The sequence below is a fragment of the Nannocystis pusilla genome (assembly GCF_026626665.1).
In the GTDB taxonomy this organism is placed as follows: Bacteria; Myxococcota_A; Polyangia; order Nannocystales; family Nannocystaceae; genus Nannocystis; species Nannocystis pusilla.
Genome location: NZ_JAPNKE010000002.1, coordinates 10,670,299 through 10,686,621 on the forward strand (window position 1 = coordinate 10,670,299; position 16,323 = coordinate 10,686,621).

The following is a 16,323-nucleotide window of genomic DNA, read 5'->3' on the forward strand; positions in this document are numbered from 1 at the left end:
TTCGTCGCCATGTCTTGCCGGATCTCCGCAATCTGTCTCGCCGCCGCGCTGGCCCTCGGGTCGGCCGCCGGCGTGCGCGCCGCGCCCAGCGACGCGCGAGAGGCGGGCAGCAACCAGGTCTTGGCGCCGGCGATGACCGCGATCGACGTCGACGAGCACCTCGGTCTCGACGTCGACCGCGGCCTGAGCTTCGTCGACCACACCGGCAAGCGCGTCACCCTCGGCGACTTCCTCGACGGCAAGCGCCCGGTGCTGGTGACGATGAACTACTTCCGCTGTCCGGTGCTGTGCAACGTGCAGCTCAACGAGCTGACCGACGCGCTGCACAAGCTCGAATGGACGCCGGGGGACGAGCACTTCCGGGTGGTCACCGTCAGCATCGACCCGCGCGAGACGCCGGAGCTCGCGGGGCCGAAGCGGCAGAACCACCTGAACTCGCTGGGCCGGGGCGACGACGTCGACTGGGCCTTCCTCACCGGCGACGCCTTGAACGTCCGCCTGCTCGCGGCCCAGCTCGGGATTTCGTACACGTACGACCCGGAGCAGGACCAGTACGCGCACCCGGCGGTGGTCGCGTTCCTGTCCCCCGAGGGCAAGATCGCCCGCTACGTCTACGGCCTGTCGTACAACGCCAGCGACCTGAAGTTCGGCCTCATCGAGGCCGGCGAGGGTCGCGTGGGCAGCACCATCGACCGGCTGATCCTCAGCTGCTTTCACTACGATGCGACCCTCGGTCGCTACGGCCCGTTTGCGTTCGGTCTCATGCGCATCGCGGGCGCCGTGACTGTGTTATTGATCGGAACAACCCTGCTCGTGTACTGGCGGCGCGAACGCCGGGCCACGGCCTGACAGGGACCTGCGGAGGAAAACCGTGCTCTTCTCGCTCTTGATCGCCCCTGCCGCCGCGGAAGCAGCGTTGCCGCCCTCGAACCCGGGCACGCCGCCGATGTCGGACTCCCCGTGGAGCCTCCTGCCGGCGGCTTCGGCCAACGCCGAGGCGCTCGACACGCTCTACATCTTCTTCTGGGTCCTCTGCGGCATCGCCTTCGTCGGCATGATCGGGGTCCAGGCGTACTTCATGTGGAAGTACAAGAAGCCCGCCCATGGCCACGCCAAGACCTCGCCGCTGACCCACAACGGCAAGCTCGAGTTCATCTGGAGCGCCATCCCGACGTTCTTCTTCGTGATCCTCTTCGCCTGGGGCGAGATCGAGTACATGAAGCAGGTGACGCCGCCGCCGGACGCGATGGACGTGCGGGTCACCGGTCAGAAGTGGTCGTGGACGATCGAGTACCCCGAGGTGAAGGGCTGCTCGCTGACGAACGACCTCTACGTCCCGGTCGGCAAGCCGATGCGCCTGACGATGACCTCGGTCGACGTCATCCACTCGTTCTACCTGCCGGCGTTCCGCCTGAAGAAGGACGTGGTCCCGGGTCGCTACACGGTGCTCTGGTTCGAGGCGACCAAGCCGGGCCTGTACCCGCTGATGTGCACCGAGTACTGCGGTGACGAGCACTCGAGCATGGTCGGCCGCGTCCACGTCGTCCCGCAGGAGGAGTACGACGCGGTGCTCGCCAAGGCCTGCGAGCTCAAGCAGGGCGACGCCGAGTCGGCCGAGGACTTCGGCGCCCGCGTCGTCACCCGCGGCGGCTGCGCCAGCTGCCACACCACCGACGGCACCGTGAAGACCGGCCCGAGCTTCAAGGGTCTGTTCGGCAAGAGCGAGACCCTGGCCGACGGCAGCACGGTCACCGTCGACGAGAACTACATCCGCGAGTCGATCCTCGAGCCCAACGCGAAGATCGTGTCCGGCTTCAGCCTGCAGATGCCCAGCTTCGCCGGGCGCTTCGACGACAAGCAGATCGCCGCGCTCATCGCCTACATCAAGGCCCAGAAGTAACGCTTCGCCCGCGGCACTCCACGGAGTCTTCCCATGTCCACTGCTGTCCAGTCGCAAGACCCACACCCCGCCGTCGAGCCGAACTACTTGGTCTCGAAGCGGGGCCTGATGTCCTGGCTCGTCACCGTCGACCACAAGCGGCTCGGCATGATGTACCTGGCGTCGGTCATGTTCTTCTTCCTGATCGCCGGCATCCTGGCGATCGCCCTGCGTACCGAGCTGTTCACGCCGGACCAGGACTTCATGAGCGCCCAGACCTACAACCAGGTCTTCACGCTGCACGGCGCGATCATGGTGTTCCTGTTCATCATCCCGAGCGTACCGGCGGCGCTGGGGAACTTCTTCTTGCCGCTGATGCTCGGCGCCAAGGACGTGGCGTTCCCGCGGCTCAACCTGCTGAGCTTCTACGTCTACTCGGTCGCGGCGGTGTTCCTGATCGTCGCCATCTTGACGAGCGGACTCGACACGGGGTGGACGTTCTACACGCCGTATTCGACGAGTACGGGGACGGCGGTGATCACCGCGACGGCAGGCGTCTTCATCGCCGGCTTCTCGTCGATCCTCACCGGCCTGAACTTCGTCGTCACGGTGCACAAGATGCGCGCGCCGGGCATGAACTGGAACCGGATGCCGCTGTTCGTGTGGGCGATCTACTCGACCGCGGTCATCCAGGTGCTGGCGACGCCGGTGCTGGCGATCACGCTGCTGCTGCTCATCATCGAGCGGTCGCTCGGGATCGGCATCTTCGACCCGGCGATGGGCGGCGACCCGGTGCTGTTCCAGCACTTCTTCTGGTTCTACAGCCACCCGGCCGTCTACATCATGATCCTCCCGGGCTTCGGCATCATCTCGGAGATCATCACGGTCCACAGCCGCAAGCACATCTTCGGCTACAAGGCCATCGCGCTGTCCTCGGTCGCCATCGCCGTCATCTCCTTCGTCGTGTGGGGCCACCACCTGTTCGTCTCGGGTCAGTCCGAGCTGGCGGGCGTGCTGTTCAGCTTCCTGACCTTCGCCGTCGGCGTGCCGACCGCCATCAAGGTGTTCTCGTGGGTGGCGACGCTGTACGGCGGCAGCATCCAGTACAACACCGCCATGTGGTACGGCATGGCGTTCCTGTGGACCTTCACGGTCGGCGGCCTGACCGGCCTGCCGCTGTCGACCCTGGCGATCGACGTTCACCTCCACGACACCTACTTCGTGGTCGCGCACTTCCACTACGTCATGGTCGGCGGCACCGTCGTCGCCTTCATCGGCGGCCTGCACCACTGGTGGCCGAAGATGACCGGCCGGATGTTCAACGAGACGGCCGGCAAGTGGGGCTGCCTCCTGGTGTTCATCGGCTTCAACGTCACCTTCATGACCCAGTTCTTCCTGGGCCACCAGGGCATGCCGCGGCGCTACTACGCCTACCTGCCCGAGTACCAGGTGATGCACCAGGTCTCGACGATCGGCTCGTACATCCTCGCGCTCGGCCTGCTGTGGACCCTGATCTACCTGATGCACTCGCTGTGGAAGGGCGAGAAGGCCCCGTCGAACCCGTGGGGCGCCGTGACCCTCGAGTGGCAGACCCAGAGCCCGCCGATCGAGCACAACTTCCACGAGACGCCGCACGTCCACGGCAGCCCCTACGACTTCCCCGAGATCGACAAGTCGGCCGGCGGTCACCACTGATTCCTCCACGCGAGTTCCCCGGGGTAACGCAGCCATGAGCAACGAACACGCCCACGCGCCCGCCCACGACGACGACGAGCACAACCCGCACCTGGCCCATCACTTCGACACGATGGGCCAGCAGACGGCCTCGGCGAAGCTCGGGATGTGGCTCTTCCTGGCCACCGAGATCCTGATGTTCTCGGGCCTGTTCCTCGCCTACTTCATCCTCCGGATGCTCTACCCGGAGATGGTGCTCGAGGCGCACGAGCACCTCAGCAAGTGGGCCGGCGGCATCAACACGGTGGTCCTGCTGACCTCGTCGTACACGATGGCCCTCGGGGTCCGCTCGATCCAGCTCGGCGACGTCAAGAGCTGCGCCTGATGCTCGTGCTGACCATCCTGTGCGGCTGCATCTTCATGGTGGTCAAGTACTTCGAGTACAGCGCCAAGTTCGAGCACGGCATGCTGCCGGGCAAGTTCTACTCGGCGCACCTCCACGGCTACGAGATCGACGGGCTGCCGCACATCTTCTTCGGCGTCTACTTCCTGATGACCGGCCTCCACGGCGTCCACGTCGTGATCGGCCTCGCCATCATGTTGTGGATGTTCGTCCGCGCCGGCCGCGGCGAGTTCGGCGCCAAGAACTACGTGGCGATCGAGAACACCGGCCTCTACTGGCACCTCGTCGACCTGGTCTGGATCTTCCTCTTCCCGCTCCTCTACCTGGTCAAGTGACCCTCGCCCGGAGTCGATTGTCATGGCAAAGGTCTTCCTCAACGGTCAACCGGTCGAGCATCCGCACGAGGTCCACGAGCACATCTCGCCGATGAGCACGTACAACGGCGTCATCGGCGCCCTGTTCGTCCTCACCGGCCTGACCTTCGCGGTCTCGTTCGCCGACCTCGGCCCCGCCAGCCTCACGGTGGCGATGGTCGTCGCGTTCATCAAGGCGTCGCTGGTCGTCGCCTACTTCATGCACCTGAAGTACGACGACAAGTTCCACCTGTTCGTCTTCCTCGGGACCATCATCTTCGTCGGCATCTTCTTCGGCTTCACCATGTTCGACATGAAGAGCCGCGACGCCCTCAACGACGAGCAGGAGACGTTCGTCCGCTGGAAGGAGCAGGAGAACGCCGGCAAGGGCCTCGTCGTCGGCGTCGACAACGTGCCCGAGCGGCGCGCCAAGGTCCTCGCCGAGATCGAAGCCCACGGCGGCGGTCACGGCGGCGGCGGCGAGCACGGCGGTGGCCACGGTGGCGGCGAGCACAAGGCCGACGCCAAGGCCGAGCACAAGGCCGCGGCGCACTGAGAGTCATCACGAGCCCGGCTCGCGCCCCGCGCGAGACGACGCGAATCCGGCCACGAGCCGCCCGAACGAGGGCAGCTACGTGGCCGGGCTCGCTCTGGCGCCGCCGGGCGCTCGTCGCGCCTGTGGTAACATGAAGCGACGCAGCAGGTTGTTCGCGCATGACCCTGGTTCAACTCCGCACCGCGCGGCCGCCGTCCGCGGTCGGGGAGCCTTCGCTTCAGGGGGCCCGCTGGTCGACCCGCAGGCGCGGCGGATCCGCTACTTGCGGGTCTCGCTGACCGACCGGTGCAACTACCGCTGCACCTACTGCATGCCCGAGGAGGGCATCGACCGCATCGCCCGCGCCGACCTGCTCACCCTCGAGGAGGTCGCGACGATCGTGCAGGTGTTCGCGGAGCTCGGCGTCGAGCGCGTGCGCCTCACCGGCGGTGAGCCGACGGTCCGCCGCGGCCTGGTCGAGCTGGTCGCGGCGCTGGCGGCGATCCCGATCGACGTCGTCCTCACCACCAACGGCGCGCGCCTGGCCGAGATGGCCGCGCCGTTGCGTCAGGCCGGGCTGCGCGGCCTCACCGTCAGCCTCGACAGCCTCGACCCCGAGCGCTTCGCCGCCATCACCCGCCGCGGCGTGCTCGCCGAGGTGCTGGCCGGCCTCGACGCCGCGCGCGACGTCGGCTTCTCGGGCATCAAGATCAACACCGTGGCGATCCGCGGCTTCAACGACCACGAGCTCGGTGAGCTGGCGCTGTGGGCGTGGGAGCGCGGCCACGTGCCGCGCTTCATCGAGGTCATGCCGATGTCGGCGGGCCGCCTATACGTGCCCGGCGAGCTGATGCCGGCTGCGGAGATCCGCGAACGCGTCGCCGTCGCGGCCGGGGCGCCGCTCGTGAGCGACAGCGGCGAGGGCGTGCGCGGCCTCGGCCCTGCGACCTATTGGCGCGTCGCCTCGGGCCCTCACGCAGGCCGCCGCGTCGGCGTCATCGCCCCCATGACCGAGAATTTCTGCGCCTCCTGCAACCGTCTGCGGCTGTCTGCCGCAGGGTCGCTCCACAGTTGTCTCGCCCGCGACGACGCCGGCGATCTACGCTCGGTGCTGCGATCCGCCGGCCCGGTCGCCCTCGCGGCGCGCGTACGCGCGGTCCTCGGGTACAAGCAGTCGGGTCACACTTTCGCCCTGGATGGCCAAGGAGGCCCGGACAAGGCGATGATCAGCATCGGAGGCTAATCCAGTCATGGCGCTCCCCGTCTCGTCCAAGGTCTTCATCGGTCTCTTCGTCGGCGGCGCGGTGTTCTACCTCGTCAGCACCAGCAGCGGCGAGGGCGTGCTCGACTACATCTTCGTCGACAAGGTCGTCGACAACCCGGCGCTGTACTCCGGCCGCATGATCAAGGTCCACGGCACCGTGGTGCCCGGCACCGTCAAGCAGAAGAAGGGCGAGGCCGGCGACTACACCTTCGACATCGAGCGCGAGGGCCGACGCATGCCGGTGCACTTCACCAGCATGGTGCCCGACACCTTCGCCGAGGGCGGCGAGGTCATCCTGACCGGCGAGCTGCAGGACGGCCGCTTCGAGTCGGAGGAGATGGCCGCCAAGTGCCCGTCGAAGTACGAGGAGCGGCCCTCGGCCGATCCGAGCAAGAACGGTCGTTGACCTGTCCGAAGGAGCCGCTCTCATGTCGATCGCTACCCTCGGTACGGCCTCGATTCTCCTGTTGTTCGTGCTCAGCCTGGCGAGCACCGGCTTCTCCGCTCTCGGCGCCGCGCGCCGCTCGGAGCGGCTGATCGAAGCCGGCCTGCAGGGCGTGTACGCCAGCTTCGCCCTGTCGGCGTTCGCCTCGTCGCTCATCATCTACGGCTTCATCGCCGGCGACTACTCGATCCAGTACGTGCAGAAGACCAGCGACGCCGCGATGCCGCTGTTCTACAAGATCACGTCGTTCTGGGGCGGGCTCGACGGCAGCATGCTGTTCTGGGTGCTGCTGCACACCCTGTTCGCCTCGCTGGCGCTGCACGCCAACCGCGACCGCCACCGCGAGCTCATCCCGCACGCCGCGGCGGTTCTTTCGGTCATCACCGCGTTCTTCGCCGGCCTGCTGCTGTTCATCAAGGACCCGTTCGGCGTCTACCTGCTCGACATCCCGACGCAGGGCAAGGGCCTGAACCCGCTGCTGCAGAACCTGTACATGATCGTCCACCCGCCGAGCCTGTACCTCGGCTACGTCTCGCTGGCGGTGCCGTACGCGTTCGGCATGGCGGCGCTGATCACCGGCCAGGTCGACGCCGCGTGGCAGCGCAGCGTCCGCCGCTGGACCCTGTTCTCGTGGATGTTCCTGACCTTCGGCCTCATCCTCGGCGGCCTGTGGGCCTACGAGGAGCTGGGGTGGGGCGGCTACTGGGCCTGGGACCCGGTCGAGAACGCGGGCCTCCTGCCGTGGTTCACGGTCACCGCGTTCCTGCACTCGATCATGATCCAGGAGCGCCGCGGCATGATGAAGGTGTGGAACGTGTCGCTGGTGATCGTCAGCTTCCTGCTGACGATCGTCGGCACGTTCATGACGCGCAGCGGCGTGGTCCAGAGCGTGCACGCCTTCGGCGCCGACCCGGTGCTGGCGTGGACCTTCGGCGGCTTCATGCTGGCGATCGTGCTGTTTAGCTTCGGCCTGGTGATCTGGCGCCTGCCGCTGCTGCGCTCGCGCGGCGAGCTCGAGAGCGTGCTGTCGCGCGAGTTCGCGTTCCTCGTCAACAACTGGCTGTTCCTGGTCGCCGCGATCTTCGTGCTCGGCGCGACCATGTGGCCGACCTTCACCGAGTGGCGGATGATCCTCGCCGAGCGCTACCCCGACCTGCTCGGCTGGCAGGACCCGGGCGAGCGCGTCACCATCGGCGCCCCGTTCTTCAACCGCTACATGCGCCCGCTCGGCCTGTCGTTGCTCTTGCTGACCGGCGTCGGCCCGCTGCTGGCGTGGCGCAAGACCTCGCAGGTCAACCTGGTCAAGCAGTTCCTCGGGCCGCTGGTCGCCGGCGTCGTCACCACCGTCGTCCTGCTGGTGCTCGGCCTCGGCTCGCCGTGGGGCCTGGCCTGCTTCGGCCTGTGCGCCTTCACCTTCTGGACCATCGTCCAGGAGTTCTACCGCGGCGTGGCCCTGCGCCGGCGCCAGCGCCCGCAGAGCGTCCTCGACGCGCTGATCGGCCTGGTCCTGCGCGCGCGCCGGCGCTACGGCGGCTACATCGTCCATCTCGGCATCGTGCTGATGTTCTTGGGTTGGGCCGGCAACGCCTACAAGATCGAGCGCAAGACCACGCTGCGCCCCGGCGACACCACCGAGCTCGGTGACTACGTGATCCGCCACGACGGCCTGCGCGCGACCGAGGACTGGCAGAAGGAGATGATCACGGCCCACATCGCCGTGCTCAAGGACGGCGAGCAGAAGACCACGCTGCTGCCGGCCCGCTGGTGGTACTTCCAGCTGCCCGAGCAGCCGACCACCGAGGTCTCGCGCTACATGACCTTCGGCGAGGACGTGTACGTCTCGATCCAGGAGGTCGACATGACCACCGGGTGGACGCAGATGAGCCTCTACATCAACCCGCTCGTCAACTGGATCTGGTTCGGCTTCGCCGTCATGCTCGCCGGCTCGCTGATCTGCGTCGGCACGCGCAAGAGCGACGGGCCGGGAGAGGACGTCTGAACGTGACCGAGGCGCCGCAGAGCAAGGACGCTCGCGCCGCGGCTGCGCCGAAGCTCCCGCGCACCGCTTTCCTGACCGCCGGCCTCGCGCTCGTCGCGTTCGGCCTGGTCCTCGTCGTCGCGCGCGCGGCCGGCCCGGTCGACGAGCCGACCATCGCCCTCGCCGCCGCCGGCGCCGCGCTGGTCTACGCGCTGAGCCGCATGTACGCGATGGTCCGCGCGCTGGCCCGGCCCGACTCGTTGGCCCAGGTCGGCCGCGGCGTCGGCCACTTCAGCCAGTCGGAGCTGCGCGAGGAGAAGCGCCGCCTGCTGCGCGCGATCAAGGAGCTCGAGTTCGATCACGGCATGGGCAAGCTGTCGACCGCCGACTTCGAGGCGGTGATCGGCACCTACCGCGTGCGGGCGATCGAGGTCATGCGCGCCCTCGACGGCGGCGGCGACCTCCACCCCGAGCTGCAGAAGGTCCTGACGGAGCTCGACCGCAAGGCCGGCCCGCCGACCGCTCCCGCGGCCCCGGCCGCGCCGACCAGCGCTCCGGCCGAAGCGGCGCCGGTGCCCGAAGCCGGCCTCACGCCGGCGCCGCTGCGCAACATGACCGAGATCTCCGCGCCCGACCTCGACCGCACCTCGCGGATCTGCGCCAACTGCGTCGGCAACAACGACAACGACGCCAAGTTCTGCAAGCACTGCGGCGTCTCGCTCGCGCGCAACAAGGTGAGCAGCGGCGAGAAGCGCGGCAACTCGGCGAGCTCGGGGGAGATCGGCCCATGACTGCGTCACGCCGGCCGCTGCGCGCGGCTGCCCTTGCGTTCCTGTTCGTCGGGACATGTCTTGCGGGACAGGCTTCGGCCCAGCCGGCCGGCGGCCCGCCGATCGACCCGCGGGCGATGTCCGGCATCCCGCGCGCCGACCCGCAGACCGAGCCCGGGACGATCACCGTGCGCGCGCTGCTCGGCTCGTTCAGCCAGCCGGCCGTCGGCGTCACCGTCGAGCTCGAGCTGAAGTCGCAGGACGGCAGCAAGACCGAGACGCGCACCGCCGTGGCCGGGCAGGACGGCCGCGCCAACTTCACCGACCTGGCCGCGTTCCACGGCGGCACCGCGGTCGCCCGCGCCGACCTCGAGGGCGAGCGCCAGAGCTCGCAGCCGATCGCGCTGTCGCCGACCCAGGGCTACCGCGTCCTCCTGGTCAAAGGGGCAGGTTCGACCGGCGCTGCCGCCGGCAGTCCGGGCGCAACTTCGAGTCCGACCGCTCCGCCGAGCCAGCCGGGGCCCGGCGAGGTGCCGCTGCCCGGCGTCGCCTTCACCAACCCCGGCACGCCGAAGGGCACCCTGCTGGTCGGCACCCTCGACCTGCGCGCCGGCACCCCGCTCGAGCGCGTCAAGGTCCGGCTGGTGCTCACGGGTCCCGACGGCAAGGCCGAGACGCGCGAGGCGATCAGCGACGCCCGCGGCACCGCGCGCTTCCCCGGGCTCGACGAGCTCGCGGCCGACGTCTCGCTGGTGGCCGAGGCCGACCTGCCGACCGGCACCGAGCGCAGCCAGCCGTTCTCGCTCGTCGGCAAGGACGTCGGCATGGCGGTGGTGCTGGCGGTGATCGGCCCGCGCACCGCGGGGCCGCAGCGGCGGCAGATGATGGGCCCGCGGGCGGTGCCGACGATCTTGCCCGGCAGCGTGCGCGTCACCGTCGTCGGCCCCGACGACCAGCCGATCAACGGCATCCCGGTCACGATCGTCAAGCAGGACAGCACCGGCTTCAGCAAGCGCTTCGAGGACGCCACCGGCGAGGACGGCGTCGCTCGCATCGCCGACATCCCGCTCACCGGCGAGGGCCTGTTCCACGCCGAGGCCTCGTACGCCGGCGCCCCGTGGAAGTCGAGCTTCTTCACCCTCGACGAGCGCATGGGCGTCGCCGTCGAGATGCGCGTCTACCCGGTCACCACCGACCTGACGCGCGTGCGCTCGGCGGTGCAGTTCGGCGTCGAGTCGATGGAGAACGACCTCGCGCGGGTCGACCACCTGTTCCAGGTCTACGTCGACGGCGACTCCGCCTACTGGCCGGGCAAGCCCTACAAGCTGGCCGCGGCCGACGGCGCCACCGGCCTCGTCGTCCGCGACCGCGCCGACCAGGTGCTCGAGCACGAGGCCGAGGCGCCGTTCACCACCATCACCGGCCCGCTGCCGCCGGGCGAGCTCATCGACCTGTCGACCGCGTACTTGCTCGAGCACGACGGGACCGCCGAGATCCACTGGGCCGCGCCGTTCCCGATCGTCGACGGCCGCGCGGTCGTGGTCGACGGCCTGAAGCTCACCAAGGGCGCCAAGAAGCCGCCGGTGAAGCCGCCGCACGAGAACGGCGAGAGCCGCGTCGACCTCGACGTCTACGACGTCGGCGCCATGGCGCAGGGCCAGGCCTACGACCTCGTGGTCGACGGCCTCGTCACTCGCCCGCGCACCTACAAGTGGCTCGGCCTCGGCTTCGGCCTGTTCGTCGCCTTCGCCTGCGGCCTCGCGTTCGCCCTGCGGCCGCGCGCGTCGTTGCGCGAGCGGCTGCTGAAGCGCAAGGCGGCGCTGCTGCGCAAGCTCGAGGCCGCGGGCCCCGGCGAGCGCGAGCCGATCGTCGCCGCCCTCGACCAGGTCTACTGCCAGCTCGACGCCCTCGACTCGCGGCCGCGCCACGCCGACCCGGGCGCGGCCTGGCAGGACAAGAAATGAGCGGCGCGCGGCAGCCGATCACCCCGATCGTCCTGAGATCGATCTCCCAGAGGTTCGGCCGCAAGGTCGTCCTGCGCGGCGTCGACCTCGAGCTGCGCGCCCGCAGCATCACCGGCCTCGTCGGCGCCAACGGGGCCGGCAAGACCACGCTGTTCCTGATCCTCGCCGGCCTGCTGCAGCCCGACGGCGGCGAGCGCCGCTACGGCGAGCGCGTGGTCGCCGACATCGACCTCGAGCTGCGCGCCCGCCTGGCCTATGTCGCCCACGCGCCGCAGCTGTACCCGGGCCTCGGCGCGCGCGCCAACCTCGAGCTGTTCGCCGAGCTGCGGCGCGCGGCCGGCCTGTCCTCGCGGCCAGCCGACGACGTCCTGCGCGGCCTGGGTCTGCCGGCGGAGGCCCTCGATCGCCCGGTCTCGACCTTCTCGCGCGGCATGGCCCAGCGGGTCGCGCTGGCCCGGGCCGTCGCCGGCGACCCCGAACTGCTGCTGCTCGACGAGCCGTTCACCGCGCTCGACGCCCGCGGGCGCGCGCAGCTGGCGGGGGCGCTGCTGGCCGAGCGCGACCGCGGCGCGGCGATCCTCCTCAGCTCGCACGACCAGGGCACGCTGCTGCGCGTGTGCGATCGCCTGGTGCTGCTCGAGGCCGGCGCGATCGTCCGCGAGGTCGAGCGCGGGGGCGACGACCCGGCCGGCTTCGCCGCCCGCGCAAGCGAGGTCCTCGGCGCCGTCGGCCTTGACGATCACGCCGCCGCCTGAGCCGCGGCACGGCGCCGCAGGACCCGCATCGGCCCGGTTCCGCCGCGCGCCGACCCTGTGCTACACCTGGCGCCGGTGCGTCTGCTCCGCCAGAGCCTGCTCCTCCTCCGCAGCGAGCTGCGGCAGGAGCTGCGCGACCTCGAGCTGGTCGTGACCTCGACCTTCTTCACCCTGGTCGTGCTCGGCATGTTCTACCTGTCGTTCGCGGCGCTGGAGAAGAAGCACACCTTGCCGGCGGTGCCGGGCCTGCTGTGGCTCACGGTCGCGTTCGTCGGCTCCATCACCTTGACCCGCGCCTTCGACCGCGAGCGCGAGGCCGACACCTTGCGCGCGCTGCTGGCCGCGCCGGTCGAGCGCCTGGCGATCTACGTCGCCAAGGCCGGCTCGACCCTGCTGGTCCTGCTGGTCTGCTGCGCCTTGCTGGTGCCCGGCCTGGCCGCGATGTTCCCCGCGGGACAGGCCTTTTGGGACATGCCCCTCGAGACAGCCGCGCTCGTGGTCCTCGGCTGCCTCGGCTACGTCGCCATCGGCACCCTGTTCGCCGCCGGGTTGGCCGGCGGCGGCGGCAAGAACATGCTGCTGGCGGTGATCCTCTACCCGGTCACCACCCCGGTGCTGATGTTCGCGCTGGTGACCACCCGCGCGCTGCTCGACAAGAACCCCAACCTCCCGAGCTTGCTCGGCCAGATGGCCGCGCTCGACGTCATCTTGCTCGGCGTCGGCGCGCTGCTGTTCGAGCCGGTGCTCGTGGGCGCCGCGCCGGCCCGCACGGCCCAGGCTGCGCGGCAGCACCGGCGCGACCTGGCGCGCGCCGCCGGCCGAGAGGAGCCCCGATGAAGCGGAAGTCCGAACTCGTGGTCCCGTTGCTGTTCCTGGCCGCCGCCCCGCTGGTGGTCTACAGCGTCCAGCGGGTGTTCCTTCAGACGCCCAACGAGCGGACCATGGGCACCGCGTTCAAGATCTTCTTCTTCCACGTGCCGATGGGCTGGCTGTGCATGCTCATGGCCGTGATCTCCGGCGTCGCCGCCTACGTGCAGCTGCGTCGGCGCTCGCGCACGGCCAGCGCGGTCGCTCTGGCCTCGGCCGAGATCGGGTTCCTCGGCGGCCTCGGCGTCATGTTGACCGGCCCGATCTGGGGTCACGCCACGTGGGGCACCCCGTGGACCGGTGATGCCCGCCAGGTCACCACCGCCTTGTTGTGGCTGGTGATCGCCGCCTACTTGCTGCTGCGTCACTTCGGCCAGCACGCGTCGGAGCGGCTGGCCGCGGCGCTGGCGATCTTCGGCGCCGTCAACGTGCCGCTCATCTACTACGCGGTGAAGCTGTGGAAGACCACGCACCCGACCACGGGCGTGGTCGCCAAGCTGCCGCCGGAGATGTGGGCCACCTTCTGGCCGGGGCTGTCCGCGCTCCTGCTCGTCAGCTTCGGCCTGTTCGCCATCCGCGCCCGACAGCTCGTCCTCGCCGGCGAGCTCGACGACGCCTACGTCCGCCTGGAGGACTCTCGCGCATGACACCGATCGCTCCGCCCGTCCTGATCACCGGCCTCGTCTTCGAGGCTGCGCCCGCGCCGGCCGACGGCGGTGAGTACGAGCCCGCGGTCGGCACGAGCCGCGAGGAGAAGGAGATCCTCGCCGCCCTCGAGGACAAGGCCGCGGCCAAGACCGCCAGCGACTACCAGCACATCGTCTGGGCCTACGGCATCCTGTGGGCGCTGTTCGCCGCCTACGGCCTGTTCCTGTGGCGCCGGTCCGCGCGGCTGCGCGCCGACGTCGACGCCCTGCGGCAGGAGCTCGCCAGGTCGGGGGCCCGCGGGGGCCGGGGGCGTGACTCTCGGGCACTTCCTGTACATCCCGGGCGTCTTCCTGCTCGGGATCTTGATCGGGTACATCCTCGGCGGTCGGGCCGCCGCGAGCAGCGCCGCCGATCGCGACCTCGTGGCCCGCCGCGCAGCTGCCCGAAGGGCCAGGTCGGAGCCGACTCACGAGCCGCTGCACGGGCGCGACGCCCCGCCGTGACTCTGGCGCCGCTTGTGTGACCGTGGTATGCGGGGGCGCCGTGTTCGACCCGACGTACACCGACGAGCAGAACGCCCTCATCCAGACCGCGCGCAATTCACGCGTGAGTCGATCATCCCGGTCGCGCACGATTACGACGAGGCGGAGAAGTTCCCCGTCGACGTGTTCAAGGCCGCGTTCGACCTCGGCCTGATGAACATCGAGATCCCCGAGGCCTACGGCGGCCTCGGCTACCACACCCTCGACGGCTGCATCGTCTCGGAAGAGCTCGCCTACGGCTGCGCCGCGATCGCCACCAGCGTGATGTGCAACCACCTCGGCGCGCTGCCGCTGCTGGTCGCCGGCACCGAGGAGCAGAAGCAGAAGCACCTGCGCCGGCTGACCGAGGAGTTCATCTTCATCAGCTACGCCTGCAGCGAGCCCGAGGCCGGCTCCGACGTGGCGTCGATGAAGACCCGCCTGGTGCGCGACGGCAACGGCTGGCGCCTCACCGGCCAGAAGCGGTGGATCACCAACGCCGGCCACGCCAGCATCTTCACCGGCTTCGCCACCCTCGACCCGGCGCTCGGCCATCGCGGCATCACCGCCTTCGTCGTCGACAGCGACCGCCCCGGCATCTCGATCGGCAAGAAAGAGAAGAAGCTCGGGCAGCGCGCCTCCGAGACCTGCGACGTCATCTTCGAGGACGTCCCGCTGACCGACGCCGACATCCTCGGCGAGCCCGGCAAGGGCTTCTACGTGGCGATGGAGGTCTTCGATCGCTCGCGGCCGATGATCGGCTCGCAGTGCGCCGGCATGATCCGCCGCTGCCTCGACGAGTCGGCCCGCTACGCCAAGGAGCGCAAGACCTTCGGTAAGCCGATCGCCGAGCACCAGGCGATCCAGTTCATGATCGCCGAGATGGCGATGGCCTACGAGACCACGCGCCTCCTCTACAACAAGGCCGCGTGGGAGGTCGACAAGGGCATCCGTCGCACCAACACCAGCGCGATCGCCAAGTGCGTCGGGGCCGACAGCGTGGTGAAGTGCGCCGCGGACGCCGTGCAGGTGTTCGGCGGCTACGGCTACACGCGCGAGTACCCGGTCGAGAAGATCTACCGCGACGCCAAGCTCATGCAGATCTACGAGGGCACCTCGCAGGTCCAGCGCATGGTGATCGCCAAGAACATCCTCGCTCGAGGCTAGCGTGACCCGGTCGCGAGGCGAGGCGCCGACGCCCGGATCGACGGTGGCCGATCTACCGATCGGCGTGTTCGACTCCGGCGTCGGCGGACTCACGGTGCTGCGGGCCCTGCGGTCCGCATTACCGGACGAGCGATTCATCTATCTCGGCGACACGGCGCGCCTGCCGTACGGGACCAAGAGCGGCGAGACGGTCACGCGATACGCCGAGCAGGCGACGCGGGTCCTGGTGGGCCGCGGGATCAAGCTGCTGGTCGTCGCCTGCAACACTGCCTCTGCGGTCGCGCTCGGTCACCTCGCGGCAGTGTTCGCGCCGCTGCCGGTGATCGGCGTCATCGAGCCGGGGGCTGCGGCGGCCTGCGGCGCCTCGGTCAGCGGGCAGATCGGCGTCATCGCCACCGAGGGCACCGTCCGCGGCGGCGCCTACGAGCGGGCGATCCGGGCCGTGCGCCCGGCCGCCGAGGTCGTGTCGATCGCCTGCCGCTGTTCGTCGCGCTGGCCGAGGAGGGCTGGGTCAGCGGGCCCGTCGCCGAGGCCGTGGCGCAGCGCTACCTCGCGAACGTGGTCGGCGAGCGGCCGGGGCTCGACTGCCTGGTCCTCGGATGCACCCACTTCCCGGTCCTGCGCCAGGCGATCGCCGCGGCCGTCGGCCCGCGCGTCCGCTTGGTCGATTCGGCCGAGACGACCGGGGAGGTCGTGGCGGGCTGCCTCCTGCGATCGGACCTGCGCGCCGGCCACCGGACCCGCGGGCGGGACGGGGCAGGGCAGGCGGGGGTCCGCTTCCTCGCCACCGACGCGCCGGCCCGGTTCGCGCGGGTCGGTGCCGTCTTCCTCGGCGAGGCGATCGCGCCCGAGGACGTCGAGCTCGTGGACCTGTAACGGACCTCGCGTGATTTCAAAGCAGGACGCTGTCTCGCGGGCCCGCGGTTTTCGCGGCACCGGGGGGAAGTCTGATCGCCGTCCGGCCCCGGAGGCCCGGTACTCAAGGCAAGATTCCCGTATTCAGTGTTGCTTTCGTTGTGATATACCCCCCGCTGGTATCCGACCGATGCCCGAGGCGCTCGCCGTGACCGCAAGGAGCACCCTCCTGTGAAGACAAGCCG

Annotated in this window: 14 protein-coding genes and 2 pseudogenes; all 16 read left to right on the forward strand. The window is 69.7% G+C overall.

The window, feature by feature from the left end:
• Positions 1–9 precede the first annotated feature (9 nt).
• The 16 genes and pseudogenes from OV079_RS47195 to murI all read left to right on the forward strand — a co-directional run bounded on the left by OV079_RS47195 (position 10) and on the right by murI (position 16,099).
• The gene (locus OV079_RS47195) at positions 10–849 is read left to right on the forward strand and encodes an SCO family protein (protein ID WP_267776623.1); all 840 of its coding nucleotides are present in this window, start codon (positions 10–12) and stop codon (positions 847–849) included.
• A gap of 22 nt (positions 850–871) precedes the next feature.
• Positions 872–1,900, forward strand: coding sequence for a cytochrome c oxidase subunit II (gene coxB / locus OV079_RS47200; protein WP_267776624.1), 1,029 nt, complete (start codon positions 872–874; stop codon positions 1,898–1,900).
• 33 nt (positions 1,901–1,933) lie between these two features.
• Positions 1,934–3,574, forward strand: coding sequence for a cytochrome c oxidase subunit I (ctaD, locus tag OV079_RS47205; RefSeq protein ID WP_267776626.1), 1,641 nt, complete (start codon positions 1,934–1,936; stop codon positions 3,572–3,574).
• A gap of 112 nt (positions 3,575–3,686) precedes the next feature.
• Positions 3,687–4,291 (forward strand): annotated as a pseudogene (locus OV079_RS59770) (cytochrome c oxidase subunit 3 family protein).
• A 22-nt stretch (positions 4,292–4,313) separates the two neighbouring features.
• Positions 4,314–4,865, forward strand: coding sequence for a cytochrome C oxidase subunit IV family protein (locus OV079_RS47220; RefSeq protein ID WP_267776633.1), 552 nt, complete (start codon positions 4,314–4,316; stop codon positions 4,863–4,865).
• Positions 4,866–4,995: 130 nt separating this feature from the next.
• The gene (moaA, locus tag OV079_RS47225) at positions 4,996–6,087 is read left to right on the forward strand and encodes a GTP 3',8-cyclase MoaA (RefSeq protein WP_267776635.1); all 1,092 of its coding nucleotides are present in this window, start codon (positions 4,996–4,998) and stop codon (positions 6,085–6,087) included.
• A 7-nt stretch (positions 6,088–6,094) separates the two neighbouring features.
• On the forward strand, positions 6,095–6,514 hold the full coding sequence (locus OV079_RS47230; protein WP_267776637.1) for a cytochrome c maturation protein CcmE: 420 nt from the start codon (positions 6,095–6,097) through the stop codon (positions 6,512–6,514).
• A 22-nt stretch (positions 6,515–6,536) separates the two neighbouring features.
• Positions 6,537–8,552: a heme lyase CcmF/NrfE family subunit gene (locus tag OV079_RS47235; RefSeq protein ID WP_267776638.1), complete on the forward strand. Its 2,016-nt coding sequence runs from the start codon at positions 6,537–6,539 to the stop codon at positions 8,550–8,552.
• Positions 8,553–8,554: 2 nt separating this feature from the next.
• Positions 8,555–9,322, forward strand: coding sequence for a zinc ribbon domain-containing protein (locus tag OV079_RS47240; RefSeq protein WP_267776639.1), 768 nt, complete (start codon positions 8,555–8,557; stop codon positions 9,320–9,322).
• Entirely contained in the window at positions 9,319–11,265 is a 1,947-nt protein-coding gene (locus OV079_RS47245) for a hypothetical protein (protein ID WP_267776641.1), read from the forward strand. Before OV079_RS47240 ends, OV079_RS47245 begins: the two co-directional genes overlap by 4 nt.
• Entirely contained in the window at positions 11,262–12,020 is a 759-nt protein-coding gene (locus tag OV079_RS47250) for an ABC transporter ATP-binding protein (protein ID WP_267776643.1), read from the forward strand. Before OV079_RS47245 ends, OV079_RS47250 begins: the two co-directional genes overlap by 4 nt.
• A 75-nt stretch (positions 12,021–12,095) precedes the next feature.
• Positions 12,096–12,857: a heme exporter protein CcmB gene (locus OV079_RS47255; RefSeq protein ID WP_267776644.1), complete on the forward strand. Its 762-nt coding sequence runs from the start codon at positions 12,096–12,098 to the stop codon at positions 12,855–12,857.
• Positions 12,854–13,534 carry a cytochrome c biogenesis protein CcsA gene (ccsA, locus tag OV079_RS47260; RefSeq protein WP_267776646.1) on the forward strand — a complete coding sequence of 227 codons (681 nt, stop codon included), beginning with the start codon at positions 12,854–12,856 and terminating at the stop codon, positions 13,532–13,534. Before OV079_RS47255 ends, ccsA begins: the two co-directional genes overlap by 4 nt.
• Entirely contained in the window at positions 13,531–14,058 is a 528-nt protein-coding gene (locus tag OV079_RS47265; RefSeq protein WP_267776647.1) for a hypothetical protein, read from the forward strand. The genes ccsA and OV079_RS47265 overlap by 4 nt, the downstream gene beginning before the upstream one ends.
• Before the next feature lie 7 nt (positions 14,059–14,065).
• The gene (locus OV079_RS47270) at positions 14,066–15,223 is read left to right on the forward strand and encodes an acyl-CoA dehydrogenase family protein (protein ID WP_276602983.1); all 1,158 of its coding nucleotides are present in this window, start codon (positions 14,066–14,068) and stop codon (positions 15,221–15,223) included.
• A gap of 43 nt (positions 15,224–15,266) precedes the next feature.
• Positions 15,267–16,099, forward strand: a pseudogene (murI, locus tag OV079_RS59775) (glutamate racemase).
• Positions 16,100–16,323: the final 224 nt, after the last annotated feature.